This is a genomic window from Microvirga thermotolerans (genome assembly GCF_009363855.1).
In the GTDB taxonomy this organism is placed as follows: Bacteria; Pseudomonadota; Alphaproteobacteria; order Rhizobiales; family Beijerinckiaceae; genus Microvirga; species Microvirga thermotolerans.
This window is the reverse complement of sequence record NZ_CP045423.1, coordinates 2,931,726-2,949,461: the sequence shown is the minus strand read 5'-3', so window position 1 is coordinate 2,949,461 and position 17,736 is coordinate 2,931,726. Positions and strand designations below refer to the sequence as shown.

Here is a 17,736-nt window from a genome sequence, read left to right as displayed (position 1 = left end):
GCTTCGCAGTTCCGGTTATAGCCCGAACGTCAGGCAAAGTAATCCTGTAGCGCCCGGACCTCGAGATCGCCGCCCTGATAGGCTTTAATGCCCTCGGCCGCGGCGATCGCTCCTGCAAGAGTGGTGTAGTAGGGCACCTTATGCAAGAGGGCAGCCTGGCGGAGGCTGCGGGAGTCGGAGAGGGCGCCGGCCCCCTCGGTGGTGTTGAACACCAGCTGGATGTCGCCGTTCTTGATTGCGTCCACCACGTGGGGGCGGCCTTCCAGAACCTTGTTGATTCGGGTCGCCTTGACGCCGTTCTCCTCGAGGAACTTCTGGGTTCCGCCCGTGGCCAGCACCTGGAAGCCGATGTCCTGGAGCATCCGGACAGTCGGCAGGATGCGGGCCTTGTCGGAATCGCGCACGGAGACGAAGACCGTCCCGGTCTTCGGCACCTGGCTCCCGGCGCCGAGCTGGCTCTTGGCGAAGGCCACCCCGAAGCTCCGGTCGAGCCCGATGACCTCGCCGGTCGAGCGCATCTCGGGGCCGAGCAGCACGTCCACGCCGGGGAAGCGCGCGAAGGGGAACACCGCCTCCTTCACGCCGATATGGGGCAGCTCCTTCGGGGCGAGGTCGAAGGCGCCCAGGCTCTCGCCGGCCATGATCCGGGCCGCGATCTTGGCGATGGGCTCGCCGATGACCTTGGCCACGAAAGGCACCGTCCGCGAGGCGCGGGGGTTCACCTCGAGCACGTAGATCTCGCCGTCCTTGATCGCATACTGCACGTTCATGAGCCCGCCCACGTCGAGGGCGAGGGCGAGCGCCTTCGTCTGGCGCTCCAGCTCGGCCACGAGGTCCCGGGGCAGGGAGCGGGGCGGCAGGGAGCAGGCGGAATCGCCCGAGTGGATGCCCGCCTCCTCGATATGCTCCATGATGCCGGCGATGAACACCTCCTTGCCGTCGCTGAGGCAGTCCACGTCCACCTCGATGGCGTCCGAGAGATAGCGGTCGAACAGCAGGGGGTTCTTGCCCAGCACCGTGTTGATCTGGCCGGTCTTGTCGTTGGGGTAGCGCGCCTTGATGTCGGAGGGGATCAGGCTCGGCAGCGTGCCGAGCAGGTAGTCCTCGAACTGGGCCTCGTCGCGGATGATCGCCATGGCGCGGCCGCCGAGCACGTAGGACGGGCGTACCACGAAGGGCAGGCCGAGGTCGGCCGCCACGAGGCGGCTCTGCTCCACCGAATAGGCGATGCCGTTCTTCGGCTGTTTCAGGTGCAGCTTGTCGAGGAGGCGCTTGAAGCGGTCCCGGTCCTCGGCGAGGTCGATGGCGTCGGGAGAGGTGCCGAGGATCGGCACGTTGGCCTCCTCCAGGGCGCGGGCGAGCTTGAGGGGCGTCTGGCCGCCGAACTGGACGATCACGCCGTGGAGCGTGCCCCTGGAGCGCTCGGTCTCGATGACCTCGAGCACGTCCTCCTGGGTCAGGGGCTCGAAATAGAGCCGGTCGGAGGTGTCGTAGTCGGTGGAGACCGTCTCCGGGTTGCAGTTGACCATGATGGTCTCGTAGCCCGCGTCCTTCAGGGCGAAGCAGGCATGGCAGCAGCAGTAGTCGAACTCGATGCCCTGGCCGATCCGGTTCGGCCCGCCGCCGAGGATGACGACCTTCTTGCGATCCGAAGGATTGGCCTCGTCCGCCGGCCGGCCCGCGAAGGGCGCCGCGTAGGTGGAGTACATGTAGGCGGTGGGGGAGGCGAACTCCGCCGCGCAGGTGTCGATGCGCTTGAAGACCGGGCGCACGTCGAGGGAACGGCGCAGGGCCCGCACCTCGGCCTCGGTCTTGCCCGCGAGGACGGCGAGCCGCGCATCCGAGAAGCCCAGCGCCTTGAGCTGGCGGAAGGTGCCCGGCGACTGCGGGAGGCCGTGGGCCTTCACCTTGGCCTCCATGTCGACGATGGCCTGGATCTGCTCCAGGAACCAGGGATCGATCTTGCAGCTCTCGTAGACCTCCTCGTGGCTGACCCCGAGGCGCAGGGCCTGAGCCACCTTCAGGAGCCGGTCCGGAGTCGGGGTGCCGAGGGCGGCCTTGATGGCGTTCCTGTCGTCGCCCTTGCCCAGGCCCTCGATCTCGATCTCGTCGAGGCCGGTGAGGCCGGTCTCGAGGGAGCGCAGGGCCTTCTGGAGGGATTCCGGCAGGGTGCGGCCGATGGCCATGGCCTCGCCCACGGACTTCATGGCGGTGGTGAGCGTCGGCTCGGCGCCGGGGAACTTCTCGAACGCGAAGCGCGGGATCTTGGTGACCACGTAGTCGATGGTCGGCTCGAAGGAGGCCGGCGTCGCGCCGCCGGTGATGTCGTTGGCGATCTCGTCCAGGGTGTAGCCGACCGCGAGCTTCGCGGCGACCTTGGCGATGGGGAAGCCCGTGGCCTTGGAGGCCAGCGCCGAGGAGCGCGACACGCGCGGGTTCATCTCGATCACGATCATGCGGCCGTTCTTCGGGTTCACCGCGAACTGCACGTTCGAGCCGCCGGTCTCGACGCCGATCTCGCGCAGCACCGCGATCGAGGCGTCGCGCATGATCTGGTATTCCTTGTCCGTCAGGGTCAGCGCCGGGGCGACGGTGATGGAATCCCCCGTGTGCACGCCCATCGGGTCGATGTTCTCGATGGAGCAGACGATGATGCAGTTGTCCGCCTTGTCGCGGACGACCTCCATCTCGTACTCCTTCCAGCCGAGCACGCTCTCCTCGATCAGCACTTCGTTGGTGGGGGAGGCGTCGAGGCCGCGCTCGACGATGTCGAGGAACTCCTCGCGGTTGTAGGCGATGCCGCCGCCGGTGCCGCCCATGGTGAAGGACGGGCGGATGATGGCGGGCAGGCCGACCTCGGCGAGCGCCAGGAGCGCCTCGCCCATGGCGTGCTCCTGGTAGCGCTTGCGCCGCTCGTTCTCGCCCGCGTTCCACTTGAGCTCGTAGGCGGCGATCATGCGCTTCTTGTCGCCGGGATGGATGTCGAGGGCCTCGATGCGCGCGATCTCGGCGAGATAGGCCTCCCGGTCCGCCTTCTTGAGGGCGGAGGCGTTGGCGAGCCGCGACCTCGGCGTGTCGAGGCCGATCTTGGTCATGGCCTCGCGGAAGAGCTGGCGGTCCTCGGCCTTGTCGATGGCCTCCGCGGTCGCGCCGATCATCTCGACGCCGAACCTGTCGAGGACGCCCATCTTCTTGAGCGACAGGGCGCAGTTGAGGGCCGTCTGGCCGCCCATGGTCGGCAGGAGGGCGTCCGGCCGCTCCTTCTCGATGATCTTGGCCACGATCTCGGGGGTGATGGGCTCCACGTAGGTGGCATCGGCGAGATCGGGATCGGTCATGATCGTCGCCGGGTTCGAGTTCACCAGAATGATTCGGTAGCCCTCCTCCTTCAGAGCCTTGCAGGCCTGGGTCCCCGAGTAATCGAACTCGCAGGCCTGCCCGATGATGATCGGGCCTGCGCCGATGATGAGGATGGAGGAGATGTCTGTCCGTTTCGGCATTGGGCCACCCAGGCGTATCCAGCCGCGCGGCCGCAAGTTACGGCGCTCCGAGCGCAGCTGGCATGGTGTCGAATTGAAGGTTGAGAGAGGCTCTTACACGGCCTGCCCCCGTAAAGGAAGGGGTCAGGTCGAGGAACGGGCCGCATTCCGGCCGGGACGCGCCATGGCGCCGCCGGGCGTGACCCGGCGGCCGGGAGGCGCTAAGGGGAGGGCGTGAGCACTTTTCCCGCCCTCCGCCGTCTCGTCCGTCAGCTCGTCGCCTTCTTCGGCGTCGGCGTCGCGGCGGCCGTGGTCCATTACGGGCTCCTGATCGGCCTGGTGGAGGGCCTCGGAAGCCATCCGGTGCCGGCGACCCTCGCCGGCTACGTCGCCGGCGGCCTCGTCTCCTATGCCCTCAACCGGAAGCACACCTATGCGAGCAGCCGCCCGCACCGGGAGGCCACCTGGCGCTTCGCCGCGGTGGCCCTCGTCGGCTTCCTGCTGACCTGGGGCTTCATGCACGTCTTCACCGTGCGCCTCGGCGCGCCCTATCTCGCCGCCCAGCTCGTCACCACGGGGATCGTCATGCTCTGGAGCTTCCTGGCCCACAAGGCCTGGACCTTCGCGTGAAGAGCCTTCCCGCCCCTCAGGCGGGACGCGCCACGAAGGTCATCCGCGCCTGGTTGTGCCCGAGGTTCCGCTCCGCGCGCTCGGCGGCGAAGCCCGCCTCCCGGAGGAGGTCCAGCATGTCCGCCTCCCCGTAATGCGACAGCCCGATCTCGTCGCGGATCCTGCGGTAGTCCGAGAGGGCGGTGCGGGCAAGGCCGCGCAGGGCCGCGAGGAGGAAGCCCCCCTGCCAGGCGAAGGAGAGAAGCGCCTTCGCGTCGGTGGCCGGGCTGACGTCGGGCGGGATCACGTCGGCGATCACCAGCCTGCCGCCGGGCCTGAGCAGGCTCCGCCAGGCCCGCAGCAGGCCGCGGAGCTCTTCCAGGGGAAGGTACTGCAGCAGGGAATTGACCACGATCAGGTCCAGGGACCCCTCCGGAACCGCCGCCGCGAGCTCCTCGGGCGAGAGGACCGTGACCCGGGGATGGGCGCCGAGCCGCTCGCGCAGCCGGTCGCGCACCAGGGGAGCCCCGTCGCAGAGATAGAGATGGCCGCACCTGTCCGCGACGCGCTCCGCGAACAGGGCCTCGCCGCAGCCGTAGTCCAGCACCCGCGCATCGGGCGAGGGGATCAGGCCGATGATGTCGTTCGACACGAGCCGGTAATGCAGGAGCTTGTGGCGCTCGCTCGCATAGATCGGCGTGTCCTGGTTCCAGTAGTCTCGCCAGTTCATGGCGAGAGTCCTAAAGCATCGCGCGGAAAAATGGACCCGCCTTTCAGCCTCGGCGATGCATTTTCCAGGGGAGAGAGCCTTCGGGGCCGACGTGGGGGCCGCTTCCGGCGGAGACCGTGGCCTCCGCCGGGTCGAGGGTTCAGAGGCCGAGGGAGAGGGCCGTCACCGCGCGGTCGATGGCGAGGTAGAACACCGCGAAGGCGAGCGCCCCGGCGATGGCGAACTCGATCACCTGGTTCTTGAAGATACGCATGTGGCGGAACATCTCGCGGCCGGACACGGACATGATCCAGGCCACCGTCAGCACCGCGGGGAAGACGAACAGGAACGACCAGGTGCTCTCCACCTGACCCGCATAGGACGGGTCGATCAGCGGCCGGATGTTGCGCACCCAGGGAGCGTAGAAGGACGCATAGATGGAGGTCAGCCAGGACAGGGCGACGGCGACCCCGAGATGGAACGTGAACAGGCTGTGCAGGCGCGTGAATTCGCCCGCCTTTTCGTCAATGGTCATCGGAGAAACCCCCAAATCGCGATTCGTATGGTCTGCGTTTTATGGTTTTCGACCGGTTAACGCGATTTGGGGAACTTGTGCAATACACGCTTTGTCGCGGAGACTTCCTTCTTCCGGCCAAGCTCAGGCACCGGCCGGAAAGAAAATAATCGGGTCAAGCTTGGCGGTGAGCCTTGTTCTCTTCGATCATCTTCACGAAGCGGTCGAAGAGATAGTGGCTGTCCCGCGGACCGGGGGAGGCCTCCGGGTGGTACTGCACCGAGAAGGCGGGCCGGTCGGTGAGGGCGATGCCGCAATTGGAGCCGTCGAAGAGCGAGACGTGCGTCTCGACCGCGTTCTGCGGCAGCGTCTCGGGGTCCACCGCGAAGCCATGGTTCATGGAGGTGATCTCCACCTTGCCGGTGGTCTTGTCCTTCACGGGGTGGTTCGCGCCGTGATGTCCCTGGTGCATCTTCTTGGTCTTGCCGCCCACGGCGAGGCTCAGCATCTGGTGGCCGAGGCAGATGCCGAAGGTGGGGATCTTCTCCTCCAGCACCTTCCGGATGACCGGCACCGCGTACTCGCCCGTGGCGGCCGGGTCGCCGGGGCCGTTCGACAGGAAGACCCCGTCGGGCTTGAGGGCGAGCACGTCCTCCGCCGTCGCGGTGGCGGGGACTACGGTCACCTTGCAGCCGGCGCGGGCGAGAAGCCGCAGGATGTTCCGCTTCACGCCGTAGTCGATGGCGACCACGTGGTGCTTGGCCTCCGTCCGGCGGCCGTAGCCCTGGCCGAGGCTCCAGGGGGTCTCGTCCCATTCGAAGCGCTGGGCGCTGGTGACCAGGGGGACGAGGTCGAGCCCGTCCATGGAGGGGAGGGCGGCGGCCCGGGCCTTGAGGGCGTCGAGGTCGAACCGCCCCTCGGGATCGTGGGCGATCACCGCGTTGGGCATGCCCTTCTCGCGGATGAAGGCGGTGAGCGCCCGGGTGTCGATGCCCGTGATGCCGACGATGTCGCGGGCCTTGAGCCAGGCGTCGAGGTGGCGGGTGGCGCGCCAGTTCGAGGGATCCGTGACGGCGGCGGCCATGATGGTGCCGCGCACCCCGGAGGCGGAGGCGGCGTTCACGCTCTCGATGTCCTCCTCGTTCGTGCCCACGTTGCCGATGTGCGGAAAGGTGAAGGTGACGATCTGGCCGGCGTAGGAGGGGTCCGTCAGGATCTCCTGGTAGCCCGTCATGGCCGTGTTGAAGCACACCTCGCCGGTGGCCTCGCCGACGGCACCGATGCCGAAGCCCTCGAGCACGGTGCCGTCCTGAAGCACGACCACGGCCGTGGCGCGCGGCTCCGTCCAACCGCCCGAGAAGGACCCGGTGGTGTCTTTGTCTTGCAGCATCGTCATGATCTCTTGTAAGTCCGAACCCAATGGGTCGCGCTTGAGCAGGCGTGCCCGAGACGCCCTGACCTGTCCCCGTGACTTAAGGGCCCGCTCGCGCCGCGTCAACGCTCAAGCGCCCGAAGCGTAAGGAGATGCGCATGCTGCGCGAACGATTCACCGCGGACATGAAGGAGGCCATGAAGGCCGGCGACAAGGCCCGGCTCGGGGCCATCCGCCTCATCCAGGCCGCGCTGAAGGAGAAGGACATCGAAGCCCGGGGCGCCGGCAAGGGCCAGGCCACGGACGAGGAGATCCTCGCGCTGCTGCAGAAGATGATCAAGCAGCGCCAGGAATCCATCGCCATGTACGAGCAGGGCGGCCGTACGGAGCTGGCGCAGCAGGAGAAGGCCGAGGTCGAGGTGATCTCCTCCTATCTGCCCAAGCAGATGGACGAGGCGGAGATGAGGGCGGCCATCGAGGCCGCCATCGCGGAGACCGGGGCCGCCTCCATGAAGGACATGGGCAAGGTCGTGGGCCTCCTGCGCGGCAAGTATGCGGGCCGGATGGACTTCGCCAAGGCGAGCGGCCTCGTGAAGGACATGCTGCCCAAGGGATGACCAAGGGCTGACCGGGCTTGGGGCCGGCGGTCGCCGGCCCCTTCGTCCTGGCCTATGCGGCCTTCGCCTCCGCGAGGGACTGAACGATCTCCCGGGTCGTGGCGACGCGGGCGAACTCGTAGCCCAGGGTCGCCACGTGGGCCCGGTGCACGGCCTCGGCGGGAATGGTTCCCCCGGCGCCGTCCGGCAGGTCGAAGCAGTCGCAGGCGTCCTCGACCAGGACCATGTCGTAGCCGAGATTGGCGCCGACGCGTACGGTGGTCGACACGCACATGTCGGTGGAAATGCCGAACACCACGACGGTGCGGATCCCGAGCCGCTTCAGGCGCAGGTCGAGATCCGTGCCGATGAAGGCGGCGTTCACGCTCTTCGAGATGAGGGCTTCTCCGTTCGCCGGGCCGAAGCCGGGGCGGAAGGCGTTCCCCGGCTCGCCGGAGGCGAGGGTCGAGCCCGGCGAGACGGAATCGTGCCTGACATGGACGATGGGCAGGCCGCGGCTCCGCCAGGCATCGAGGAGGGCGAGGCCGTTCGCGTCGACGTTCCGGTTCCAGCGGCGCGGCCAGGCGGGCAGGTCGAAGGCCTGCTGCATGTCGACGGGAAGGAGGAGGGCATCGGCGAGGCTCATGGGAAACTCCGGGGTCTTGGTGGAATGTCTCCCACTCGCCCGTTTCCGTGCCGGTTTCACTCGACAAGATGACGGTCGGGCCGGCTAAATGCCGGTCCGTACGGCTCCCTCAGGCATCGGTTCGCTCCTCATGCTCGACGAAAAGGACAGGATTCTCATCGGCGCCCTGCGCCGGAACGCGCGGGAGAGCCTCGTCGGGCTTGCGCGCAGCGTCGGGCTCTCGCGCAGCGCCACCCAGGAGCGCATGCGCCGCCTGGAGCGGGAGGGCGTGATCCGGGGCTACACGGTCGACCTCGCCGCCGAGGCCGATCCGGCGGTCCGCGCCATGATCGCGGTCACCTTCGAGCCCGGCTTCCGCTGCAAGCACGTGGTGCCCCAGCTTTCGGGGATACCGGAGATCGTCGCCTGCCACTCGCTCACCGGCTCCATCGACATGATGGTCATGGTCGCCTGCGACTCCCACGCCACCCTCGACCGCATCCGCGACGCCGTCGCCTCGGTCCGGGGCGTCGCCACGGCGACGACCCACATCGTCCTGGCGACGCCGTTGGGGCGGGGGTGAACTGTTCAGCCTGTCTTCTTCCGGGTGTGAGGCGTCGGAGACCCACTCTTGCGAGCTTCGGACATGTAGGTTCGGAGCACGGCATTCATCCGGCGCTGATAGCCTGGTCCCTGTCTCTTGAAGAACTCTAGGACATCCTCGTCCACGCGAATGGAGATTGGTTGCTTGCGCGGTGTAGGGACGACCTCGGCCTTCGACCAATCGATACCTTGAAATTCCGCCCAATCGGGATCGCTCGCCGTCGAGGCCTCAATCTCTTTATCGGAGAGAGCATCGACCCGCTCCCAATCCGATTCCGAAGCTCGTCGCTCCAGACGGCCGTCGGGCAATTCGACGATGCTCGTCCCGTCATCCAGCGATGCCACGAGACGGACGATCTGCTTATGGTCCATATCGCTGACGCTCCTCTTTCCGTGCCGCGCGTGCCGAGATCAACCGGATGGCTTCATCCCGCCAAGTGAAGACCACTGTGATCACCCTGCCGTTGCATCGGCCGATGGTTAGGTAGCGATCCTCGTTGTGCTCGGCACTTGACCTAAAGGACAACGCGTCGGGGTCGCTGAAGACCTCGACTGCATCCTGAAAATCGATGCCATGTTTCTCTATGTTTGAGACGCGTTTAGGTTCGTCCCAAGTGTATTTATGCTGCATGTAAGAGAACTTCAGTTCGGAGACAAAAAGCCTCCAAGCTGCGCAGTTTGTCCGCAGCAGTTGCCCCACGAAGCTTCGACGCCCCCACGGTCCGCCTTGTCGAACCGCCACGCAGCTTGCCTGATCGATGCCTCTTTCGAGCACCAAAGGTCCCACGGCAAAGTGACTAGCCGCACAACTCTGGTCCTCTGAAAGGACGGCCTCTTATAGGAGAGGCCGTCCCTTTCAGAACAGCCAATTCTGTATATACAAAGATATTTACTTAAGTGCAAGGCCTTTGCCCGCTTTGCACAGGTTCGCCCGCTAGGCTAATCGCACCGCCCTACATAGGATGAAGCACGATTAGGAGCCTCCGTGCGCTACCCGCCCCAGATCCTCGAGGAGATCCGCGCCCGGCTGCCGGTTTCGGCGGTCGTGGGCAAGCGCGTGCGCCTCAAGAAGGCGGGGCGGGAATGGAAGGGGCTGTCGCCGTTCAACGCGGAGAAGACCCCCTCCTTCTACGTGAACGACCAGAAGCAGTTCTACCACTGCTTCTCCTCCGGCAAGCACGGGGACATCTTCACCTTTCTCATGGAGACGGAGGGGCTCTCCTTCCCCGAGGCGGTGGAGCGGCTGGCGGCCGAGGCGGGAGTGCCCTTGCCCAAGCTCTCCCGGGAGGACCGGGCGGAGGAGGTGAAGCGCCGCACCCTCTACGACGTGATGGAGATGGCGGCGGAGTTCTTCACGGCCTCCCTCCACGGGCGCTTCGGCACGAAGGCGCGGGACTACCTCGCCGGACGCTCCCTGGGAAGGGGGACCCAGGAGCGCTTCCGCATCGGCTATGCGCCGCCGGAACGCTACGCCCTGCGTGACCACCTGGCCGGGAAGGGGGTGCCCCTGGAGATGATGGAGGAGGCCGGTCTCGTCTACTCGGGCGAGGACGTGAAGATCCCTTACGACCGCTTCCGCGACCGGGTGATGTTCCCGATCTGCGACCTGCGCGGGCGGGTGGTCGCCTTCGGGGGGCGGGCCATGAGCCCGGAGGTCTCCGCCAAGTACCTCAACTCGCCGGACACCCCGCTCTTCAACAAGGGCCGGCTGCTCTACAACTTCCACATGGCCCGCAAGCCCGCCCACGACCGGGGGACCGTGATCGTGGCGGAGGGCTACGTGGACGTGATCGCGCTCACCGTGGCGGGCTTTCCAAACGCGGTTGCCCCCCTGGGCACCGCGCTCACCGAGGAGCAGCTCGCCCTGCTCTGGCGCATGGCGGACGAGCCCATCCTGTGCTTCGACGGCGACAAGGCCGGACGGCGGGCGGCCTACCGGGCCCTCGAGATCGCCCTGCCGAACCTGTCCGCGGGCAAGTCCCTGCGCTTCGCCCTGCTGCCGGAGGGACAGGACCCGGACGACCTCGTGCGCTCGGGCGGTCCGGCGGCGATCGAGCGGGTCATCGCCACGGCGCGTCCCCTGGTCGACATCCTGTGGGCGCGGGAGGTGGAGGCCGGGCCTCTCGATACCCCGGAGCGCCGGGCGGCCCTCGAGCGGCGCCTGCGCGAATCGCTCGCACTGATTCGCGACGAAACCCTCCGGCGCTACTACCGGGAGGAGATCGAAGCCCGCCTTTCAACACAGAATCCGGAGCCGCGGCCCGGGCGCGGCAAGCGGTCCGGCGGCGGCTTCCGGCGCGAGCGGTGGGGGAGCGCTCCGGCCACGCCCGGCGCCCGGCTGAGCGTCAGCCCGCTCCTCGCCCGCAGCGCCCTGTTCACCGGCGGCATCGCCGAGACGCCGCGGGAGGCGATGATCCTCTGCGCCTTCCTGGTCCATCCCGAACTGCTCCACCGCCACGCGGAAACCCTTGCGGAGCTTGAGTTTGAGGGCAGGGGCGCGCAGGACCTGCGCCGCTTCCTGATCGACGACGCGGCCCACGGGGAGCCCTCCGGCCCGGATGTGATGCGCGCCCGCCTGGAACGGGCGGGCCTTGCGCCGGTGGCCGAGCGTCTTACATCTCTGGTACGCCCCGGCGACCGCTGGGTGCTCGATCCGCACGCCGATTCCGTGCGACTTGAAGACGCATTGCGGCAGGCAATCACCTTGCATCGCCGCGCACGCACGTTACATAGCGAACTTCGGGCCGCCGAGCGCGCGCTCGCCGAAGACGACAACGAGGCCAATCTTGCCTGGCTGCGAGAGGTCCAGAACCAGCTGTCTTCCGTCGAGGGCGCCGAGGCCGATCTAGATGACGGATTTGTCCACCGCGATCACTGATGCCCGGGCCGGGCACGGGCGTGCGGACGAGCGGGGAGAATGGTTAACGGTTAGTCAAGCGACTCACTGTTTGATTGTTGGGAATGGATTTCGGGTGGTGAGGCCCTCGCGCTTCGCTGCCCATTCGCGCATCGCCGATCCGGCTCTGGGGGCCGGTGGGGCGCCGGAGTAGTGCAAAGCATGGCAACGAAGGCAACCGAACGGGACGAAGCCGAGACCGCAGCGCCCGAGCAGCAGAGCGACGGGCCGCTTCTCGATCTGACCGATGCCGCCGTTCGGCGGATGATCAAGCTCGCCAAGAAGCGCGGTTACGTCACCTACGACGAGCTGAACGAGGTCCTGCCCTCCGAGGAGTTCTCGTCCGAGCAGATCGAGGACGTGCTCGGCCAGCTGTCCGAGATGGGCATCAACGTGGTCGAGTCCGAGGAGGCCGAAGAGGGCGAGAAGGCGGAGGCCGACGACGAGGAGGTCGACGGCGGCGATCTCGTCGAGGCGACCCAGACCCGCGCCCTGGCCGTCCGCGAGACCACGGCCAAGGAGCCGGCCGACCGCACCGACGACCCGGTGCGCATGTACCTGCGCGAGATGGGCTCGGTCGAGCTTCTCTCCCGCGAGGGCGAGATCGCCATCGCCAAGCGCATCGAGGCCGGCCGCGAGGCCATGATCGCCGGGCTCTGCGAGAGCCCGCTGACCTTCCAGGCCATCATCATCTGGCGCGACGAGCTCGTCGAGGGACGGGTGCTCCTGCGCGACATCATCGACCTCGAGGCCACCTATGCGGGCCCGGACGGCAAGGGCGCCCCGCGCGAGGACATCGGCGAGGACGAGGCCTCCGGCGACGAGGCCGAACCCGCCATGCCGCCGGAAGGCGAGGTGGACGACGACGACCTCGAGAACAACGTCTCTCTCTCGGCCATGGAGGCCGAGCTGAAGCCGCGGGTGCTCGAGACCTTCGACTCCATCGCCGACAACTACAAGAAGCTGCGCCGGCTCCAGGTGGAGCACGTCGAACAGCGCATGCAGAACAAGCAGCTGACGCCGGCCCAAGAGCGGAAGTACCGGGAGCTGAAGGCGGACATCGTCGCGGCGGTGAAATCCCTCTCGCTCAACAACAACCGCATCGAGGCCCTCGTCGAGCAGCTCTACGACATCAACAAGCGGCTCATCTCCTACGAGGGCCGCCTGATGCGGCTCGCCGAGAGCCACGGCGTCGCGCGCGAGGAGTTCCTGAAGCACTACCAGGGCTGGGAACTGGATCCCAAGTGGGTGCTGCGCGTCTCCAAGCTCGGCGGCAAGGGCTGGAAGGACTTCGTCGCCAAGGCGAAGGACCAGATCCACGACCTGCGCGAGCAGATCCATAACCTCGCGAGCGAGACGGGCCTGGAGATCCAGGAGTTCCGCCGCATCGTCATGATGGTGCAGAAGGGCGAGCGCGAGGCCCGTCAGGCCAAGAAGGAGATGATCGAGGCCAACCTGCGCCTCGTGATCTCCATCGCCAAGAAGTATACGAACCGCGGCCTCCAGTTCCTGGACCTGATCCAGGAGGGCAACATCGGCCTCATGAAGGCGGTCGACAAGTTCGAGTACCGGCGCGGCTACAAGTTCTCGACCTATGCCACCTGGTGGATCCGGCAGGCGATCACCCGCTCGATCGCCGACCAGGCCCGCACGATCCGCATTCCGGTGCACATGATCGAGACGATCAACAAGATCGTCCGCACCTCGCGCCAGATGCTGCACGAGATCGGCCGCGAGCCGACCCCGGAGGAGCTGGCCGAGAAGCTCGCCATGCCGCTGGAGAAGGTCCGCAAGGTCCTCAAGATCGCCAAGGAGCCGATCTCTCTCGAGACTCCCATCGGCGACGAGGAGGACAGCCATCTCGGCGACTTCATCGAGGACAAGAACGCGGTCCTGCCCATCGACGCGGCGATCCAGTCGAACCTGCGCGAGACCACGACCCGGGTGCTCGCCTCGCTCACCCCGCGCGAGGAGCGCGTGCTGCGCATGCGCTTCGGCATCGGCATGAACACCGACCACACCCTCGAGGAGGTCGGCCAGCAGTTCTCGGTGACCCGCGAGCGCATCCGCCAGATCGAGGCGAAGGCCCTGCGCAAGCTGAAGCACCCCTCGCGGAGCCGGAAGCTCAGGAGCTTCCTGGACAACTGACCGGACCCTGCAGGGCGCCCCTTCGGGCGCCCTGTCGTTTCCAGGTCTGCCTCTCAGCCCATCCTGAGAACATGCACCGCCGCGCCGGCCCCGATGGCGGCGGCGCTCGCGGCGGCGACGAGCCAGCCGGTCCTCGGCGTGCCGAGCGCGAGGGCCATGCCGGACTTGACCACCGTGTTGGTGGCCACCGCGAGGCCGATCCCGGCGCCTGCCGCCGCAAGGGCGAGGGAACTCTGCGACAGGCGGGCGAAGGAGAGGGTGACCGCGTCCACGTCGGCGATCCCTGAGAGGATGGCGAGGAGGCTCAGGCCCGCGCCGCCGAAGCTCTCGGTCAGGACCTTGGCGAGAAGGCTGATGACCGCGATCAGGCCCGCGAGGCGCAGAGCCGTGCCGAGCTCGAAGGGGTTCTGGATCCTGAGCTCCGGCGAGCCCCCGTCCTTGCCCGCACGCCACAGCAGCAGCGCCCCGGAGAGGAGGAGGACCAGCCCGCCCGCGCCGAGGGGCCAGGCCAGGGGCGCGAGGAGCGGCAGGTTCACCGCGCCGGCGACGGCGATCACGCGCGCCACCATCACCGCGCTCGACAGGAGAATGCCGCCGGCGAGAATCCGGCTCGCCCCGGGCTGCGTCCGGGACAGGCGCGCGAGGGTCAGAGTCGTCGCCGTGGAGGAGGCGAGGCCGCCCGCGAGCGCCGCGAGGGCGACCCCGTGGCGGCTTCCCAGCACCTTGACGGCCACGTAACCGACGAAGGACAGGGCGGCGATGACGATGGCGAGCAGCCAGACCTCCGCCGGGTTGATGGCGTCGTAGGGATCGACCGTGCGGTCCGGCAGCAGCGGCAGGAGCAGGAAGGTCATGGCCAGGAGGACCAGCACCGCGCGGATCTCCGGCCAGGTCAGCCGCCGCAGCCAGGAATGCAGGGGCTGCTTGAGGGCGAGGATGATCGTCGCCGTCACCGCCACGGCGACGGCGACGCCGAGATCGCCGAGGATCGTATAGGATCCGAGCGCGAAGGCGAGGAGCGCCGCGACCACGCCGGTGGCGCTGAAATTGCCTTCGGACGAGGCCTCCAGCCATGCGAAGGCCGTGAAGGCGAGGGTGAAGGCGAGAAAGGCGAGGCTCAGGAAGATGGGTCCCAGGCTCTGGCTCAGGATCGCGCAGAGCGCGCCGAGGAGCGTCGCCAGCATGTAGGTGCGAAGCCCCGCCGTCCGCTCCCCCTCCGCCTCGTCCCGCTGCTTCCAGCCGCGTTCGAGCCCGATGAGCAGGCCGATGGCAAGCGCCACCCCGAGACGTTCTAGCAGGGGATCCAGGACCATGATGCCTCCTCCTGGCGACCGGGACGGCGTCCTTCTAGAGCGGGCTGCGCTTCGATGGAATCGCAACTCGCTCCTGAGTCTTTCGGCTGCCGCATTTTCGGACGGCAAACCGGCTCCCACTTTGCCTGAAAATGCTCTATCCCCGAGCGGGCCCTTTCCGCCAGAGCGGCCGCGTCACTGGGTCAGGACCTCGGGGTACAGGCTCTTCCAGAAGCCGCATTTGTGCGCGGCCCCGGCGTCGAAGTGGCCGATCCTGCCGGGCGCGAGGTTGAGGACCTTGTCGTCCGCCGTGAAGGCCTCCCAGGCCGGCGAGCCGGGGGCGCTCGGCGTTCCTGTCCTGGCGAAGCTCGTGAAGTAGGCGACCATCCGGTCCGCCAGGTCCTGCGAGGCGGGCGACAGGTCGGGGCCCGCGACCGCGGCGGTGTTGTCGTAGTGCGGGAACAGGTACGGCAGCTCGGAGGAATGCACCGCCCCCATCTCGAAACCCGGATTGGTCGTGACGGGCGGAGCGTCGCGGTCCGCGAAGACGAACTGGTAGACGGGAACCGTCTTCCGCAGGAGCTTCGAGGTTTCGAGATAGATGCAGTTGTTGATCCCCACATCCGCGCGGAAGTCGGACCACACGGTCCCGACGGCAGACGGCGCTGAGGAATAGGCGCTCACCGGGTACTGCGCCACGACCGCATCCGTGTTCGCCCCGTAGGTTTCCTTGAGCACGTCGGCATAGTTGTCCTTCGTGAAGGACTGCCCCGTCTGCATGGCATAGGCCACGTAGAGGCGCAGCTCGTCCCGCGTGCCGCCCATGATCGCCGGCACCTTCACGAACTTGCCCTGAGGGATCGCCTTCGAGCCGGGCAGCGGCACGGTTCTCGTGCCGACGACGGGCATGAAGGTCACGATGCTGGAGCCGGCCACCTTCGTTTGGGCCGCCAGCAGGTCCTTCACGGGCTTCCCCCGCATGCAGGCGAGGGCGCTCGCGCCGTCGCCGCAGCCGACCTCGGCGGCGACCTTCCGGCCGGTCTCGACCGCCTTTGCGACGTCGGGAAGCGGGGTCACGCAGCCGGCGCTCGAAACGATCGCCTTGTGGAACAGGCCGGAGGTCTCCTCCGGCGCCAGGAGGTGCATGCACACCCCCGCGCCGCCGGCCGATTCCCCGGCGATGGTGACGTTGTCCGGGTCCCCGCCGAAGGCGGCGATGTTCTCCCTGACCCAGCGCAGTGCCAGGCGCTGGTCCTCGAGCCCGTAGCCGCCGTTGCGGTCGGCGTCGAAGGCGGGATGCGCCATGAAGCCGAACACCCCGAGCCGGTAGTTCATGGACACGACCACCACGTCCCCCGCCTTCGCCAGATGGGCGAGCGGATAGAGCGCGCTCGAGCCGCCCACGAAGGCGCCGCCGTGGATCCACACGAGCACGGGGCGCTTGCGCCCCGCGGGCCCGGCCCCGTTCCCGTCGGGGACCGTGACGTTCAGGTAGAGGCAGTCCTCGTCGTCGCTCGATTCCTTCAGGTCGTAGCGCTGGGGCTGCGGGCATGCGCTCTTGTAGGAGGTCGCGTCCAGGGTGCCGGTCCAAGCCTGGGCGGGCTCGGGCAGGCTCCAGCGCGCATCGCCCACGGGCGGCTTGGCATAGGGAATGCCCTTGAACTCCCGCACGCCGTCGCGGACCGTGCCGCGCACGGCGCCCTTGGCCGTGGCGACGACGGACGGATCGGCCGTCTCTCCGGCGGCGAAGGCGCCGAGGCTCCCGCTCAGAACCAGGGTGGCGGCCGTCAGGAGCCGCAAGGGAAGGGCGCGTTTCGACATGGCAGTCCTTTGTCCGTGAGAGAAAGCCCGGCAGTCCGCAAGCAGTGGCATGGCGGCGCAAAGCTTTCGAGTGCCGGTCGGCCACGGGTGCGGGAATTTCGATCCTTGGTTTCCGTAACGTTCACAGGTGAGGCCCGTCTCCGGCGCGCGCGTCGAGCAGAACCTTCGCCAGGGCGGCGGCATCGTTGCGCCGGGAGGAGGAGCGGCGCCACGCGAGGCCGATGGTGCGCACCGGCTCCGGATCCGTGAACCGCACGAGCTGGACGCGGTCCGTCCCCTCCGCCCGCGCCGCCATCTCGGGCAGGAGCGTCACCCCGTAGCCGTTGGCCACGAGGTGCATGACGGTCGAGAGGCTGGAGGCGCCGAATGCCTGGGGCATGTCGGAGGAGAGGGCGCCGCACACGCTCAGCGCCTGGTCGCGCAGGCAGTGGCCCTCCTCCAGCAGCAGCAGATGCTCTCCCGCCAGGGCGGCGGGCGTCATCCGCTCGTCCGCGCTCCGCCCGGCCCGCGCTTGCCGCGCCACCAGGAAGCGATCCTCGAATGCGGTCAGGGCGTCGAGTTCCGGTCGGTCGAGGGGGAGGGCGGCGACGACCAGGTCGAGTTCGCCGCGCACGAGCTCCTCGACGAGGGCCGCGGTCTGGGTCTCGCGGATGCGCAGGTCGAGTTCCGGGTGCCGCTCGTGGAGGAGGGGAAGCGCCCTCGGCAGCAGATAGGGGGCGATGGAAGGAATGATGCCGAGCCGCAGCACGCCGACGAGGGGCGGCTTCTCCCGGCGGGCATAATCCTCCAGGTCTGCTACCGAGGCGAGGATGGCGGCGGCCCGGCGGGCGATCTCCCGTCCCTCGGAGGTCAGGTCCACCGCATTGCGGCGGCGCTCGATGAGGTGAAGGCCGAGCGACTGCTCGAGCTCCTGGATCTGCATGGACAGCGCGGGCTGCGTCACGTGGCAGAGGGCGGCGGCCCGGCCGAAATGACGGGTCTCGGCGACGGCGGCGAGATAGCGGAGCTGGCGCAGGGTGATCATCGCGATAAGCTAGCCTGATCGTCCCGGTCAGACAATCGAATTGGACTA

The 17,736-nt window shown here is 67.9% G+C and carries 15 protein-coding genes; 5 read left to right on the top strand and 10 right to left on the bottom strand.

Features of this window, described 5'->3' with window-relative positions; all coding sequences use genetic code 11:
* Positions 1–29: 29 nt before the first annotated feature.
* On the bottom strand, positions 30–3,500 hold the full coding sequence (carB, locus tag GDR74_RS13900; RefSeq protein ID WP_152586862.1) for a carbamoyl-phosphate synthase large subunit: 3,471 nt from the start codon (positions 3,498–3,500) through the stop codon (positions 30–32).
* 213 nt (positions 3,501–3,713) lie between these two features.
* Here carB and GDR74_RS13895 point away from each other — a divergent pair, with 213 nt between their 5' ends.
* Positions 3,714–4,109 carry a GtrA family protein gene (locus tag GDR74_RS13895; protein WP_152586861.1) on the top strand — a complete coding sequence of 132 codons (396 nt, stop codon included), beginning with the start codon at positions 3,714–3,716 and terminating at the stop codon, positions 4,107–4,109.
* A gap of 16 nt (positions 4,110–4,125) precedes the next feature.
* On the opposite strand, the gene GDR74_RS13890 is transcribed toward GDR74_RS13895, so the two are convergent.
* The 3 genes from GDR74_RS13890 to carA all read right to left on the bottom strand — a co-directional run bounded on the left by GDR74_RS13890 (position 4,126) and on the right by carA (position 6,701).
* A complete protein-coding gene (locus tag GDR74_RS13890) occupies positions 4,126–4,818 on the bottom strand; it encodes a class I SAM-dependent methyltransferase (RefSeq protein WP_152586860.1) in 693 nt (230 codons plus the stop codon).
* A gap of 139 nt (positions 4,819–4,957) precedes the next feature.
* Positions 4,958–5,332 carry a hypothetical protein gene (locus GDR74_RS13885; protein WP_152586859.1) on the bottom strand — a complete coding sequence of 125 codons (375 nt, stop codon included), beginning with the start codon at positions 5,330–5,332 and terminating at the stop codon, positions 4,958–4,960.
* Positions 5,333–5,486: 154 nt separating this feature from the next.
* The gene (gene carA / locus GDR74_RS13880) at positions 5,487–6,701 is read right to left on the bottom strand and encodes a glutamine-hydrolyzing carbamoyl-phosphate synthase small subunit (RefSeq protein ID WP_152586858.1); all 1,215 of its coding nucleotides are present in this window, start codon (positions 6,699–6,701) and stop codon (positions 5,487–5,489) included.
* A 140-nt stretch (positions 6,702–6,841) separates the two neighbouring features.
* On the opposite strand from carA, the gene GDR74_RS13875 reads away from it, so the two are divergent.
* Positions 6,842–7,300, top strand: coding sequence for a GatB/YqeY domain-containing protein (locus GDR74_RS13875; RefSeq protein ID WP_152586857.1), 459 nt, complete (start codon positions 6,842–6,844; stop codon positions 7,298–7,300).
* A gap of 52 nt (positions 7,301–7,352) precedes the next feature.
* On the opposite strand, the gene GDR74_RS13870 is transcribed toward GDR74_RS13875, so the two are convergent.
* Entirely contained in the window at positions 7,353–7,925 is a 573-nt protein-coding gene (locus tag GDR74_RS13870) for a cysteine hydrolase family protein (RefSeq protein WP_152586856.1), read from the bottom strand.
* A gap of 130 nt (positions 7,926–8,055) precedes the next feature.
* On the opposite strand from GDR74_RS13870, the gene GDR74_RS13865 reads away from it, so the two are divergent.
* Entirely contained in the window at positions 8,056–8,487 is a 432-nt protein-coding gene (locus tag GDR74_RS13865) for an Lrp/AsnC family transcriptional regulator (RefSeq protein WP_246179514.1), read from the top strand.
* A gap of 5 nt (positions 8,488–8,492) precedes the next feature.
* On the opposite strand, the gene GDR74_RS13860 is transcribed toward GDR74_RS13865, so the two are convergent.
* Entirely contained in the window at positions 8,493–8,879 is a 387-nt protein-coding gene (locus GDR74_RS13860) for a BrnA antitoxin family protein (RefSeq protein WP_152586854.1), read from the bottom strand.
* Positions 8,869–9,138: a BrnT family toxin gene (locus GDR74_RS13855; RefSeq protein ID WP_152586853.1), complete on the bottom strand. Its 270-nt coding sequence runs from the start codon at positions 9,136–9,138 to the stop codon at positions 8,869–8,871. The genes GDR74_RS13860 and GDR74_RS13855 overlap by 11 nt, the downstream gene beginning before the upstream one ends.
* Before the next feature lie 354 nt (positions 9,139–9,492).
* Between GDR74_RS13855 and dnaG the strand changes: the two genes are divergently transcribed.
* Both dnaG and rpoD read left to right on the top strand, forming a co-directional pair.
* Entirely contained in the window at positions 9,493–11,385 is a 1,893-nt protein-coding gene (gene dnaG, locus GDR74_RS13850; protein ID WP_152586852.1) for a DNA primase, read from the top strand.
* Between the two features lie 180 nt (positions 11,386–11,565).
* Positions 11,566–13,551, top strand: a complete 1,986-nt coding sequence (rpoD, locus tag GDR74_RS13845; protein ID WP_152586851.1) for an RNA polymerase sigma factor RpoD — start codon at positions 11,566–11,568, stop codon at positions 13,549–13,551.
* Between the two features lie 53 nt (positions 13,552–13,604).
* On the opposite strand, the gene GDR74_RS13840 is transcribed toward rpoD, so the two are convergent.
* The 3 genes from GDR74_RS13840 to GDR74_RS13830 all read right to left on the bottom strand — a co-directional run bounded on the left by GDR74_RS13840 (position 13,605) and on the right by GDR74_RS13830 (position 17,688).
* Positions 13,605–14,864: an MgtC/SapB family protein gene (locus GDR74_RS13840; RefSeq protein ID WP_152586850.1), complete on the bottom strand. Its 1,260-nt coding sequence runs from the start codon at positions 14,862–14,864 to the stop codon at positions 13,605–13,607.
* A gap of 174 nt (positions 14,865–15,038) precedes the next feature.
* Positions 15,039–16,664: a carboxylesterase/lipase family protein gene (locus GDR74_RS13835; RefSeq protein ID WP_152586849.1), complete on the bottom strand. Its 1,626-nt coding sequence runs from the start codon at positions 16,662–16,664 to the stop codon at positions 15,039–15,041.
* 121 nt (positions 16,665–16,785) lie between these two features.
* The gene (locus tag GDR74_RS13830; RefSeq protein WP_152586848.1) at positions 16,786–17,688 is read right to left on the bottom strand and encodes a hydrogen peroxide-inducible genes activator; all 903 of its coding nucleotides are present in this window, start codon (positions 17,686–17,688) and stop codon (positions 16,786–16,788) included.
* Positions 17,689–17,736 lie beyond the last annotated feature (48 nt).

Bases quoted from the DNA above. Each gene is read 5' to 3' on its own strand.
- carB (WP_152586862.1), bottom strand. From the start codon at position 3,500: ATGCCGAAACGGACAGACATCTCCTCCATCCTCATCATCGGCGCAGGC.
- GDR74_RS13890 (WP_152586860.1), bottom strand. From the start codon at position 4,818: ATGAACTGGCGAGACTACTGGAACCAGGACACGCCGATCTATGCGAGC.
- GDR74_RS13885 (WP_152586859.1), bottom strand. From the start codon at position 5,332: ATGACCATTGACGAAAAGGCGGGCGAATTCACGCGCCTGCACAGCCTG.
- carA (WP_152586858.1), bottom strand. From the start codon at position 6,701: ATGCTGCAAGACAAAGACACCACCGGGTCCTTCTCGGGCGGTTGGACG.
- GDR74_RS13875 (WP_152586857.1), top strand. From the start codon at position 6,842: ATGCTGCGCGAACGATTCACCGCGGACATGAAGGAGGCCATGAAGGCC.
- GDR74_RS13870 (WP_152586856.1), bottom strand. From the start codon at position 7,925: ATGAGCCTCGCCGATGCCCTCCTCCTTCCCGTCGACATGCAGCAGGCC.
- GDR74_RS13865 (WP_246179514.1), top strand. From the start codon at position 8,056: ATGCTCGACGAAAAGGACAGGATTCTCATCGGCGCCCTGCGCCGGAAC.
- GDR74_RS13860 (WP_152586854.1), bottom strand. From the start codon at position 8,879: ATGGACCATAAGCAGATCGTCCGTCTCGTGGCATCGCTGGATGACGGG.
- GDR74_RS13855 (WP_152586853.1), bottom strand. From the start codon at position 9,138: ATGCAGCATAAATACACTTGGGACGAACCTAAACGCGTCTCAAACATA.
- rpoD (WP_152586851.1), top strand. From the start codon at position 11,566: ATGGCAACGAAGGCAACCGAACGGGACGAAGCCGAGACCGCAGCGCCC.
- GDR74_RS13840 (WP_152586850.1), bottom strand. From the start codon at position 14,864: ATGGTCCTGGATCCCCTGCTAGAACGTCTCGGGGTGGCGCTTGCCATC.
- GDR74_RS13835 (WP_152586849.1), bottom strand. From the start codon at position 16,664: ATGTCGAAACGCGCCCTTCCCTTGCGGCTCCTGACGGCCGCCACCCTG.
- GDR74_RS13830 (WP_152586848.1), bottom strand. From the start codon at position 17,688: ATGATCACCCTGCGCCAGCTCCGCTATCTCGCCGCCGTCGCCGAGACC.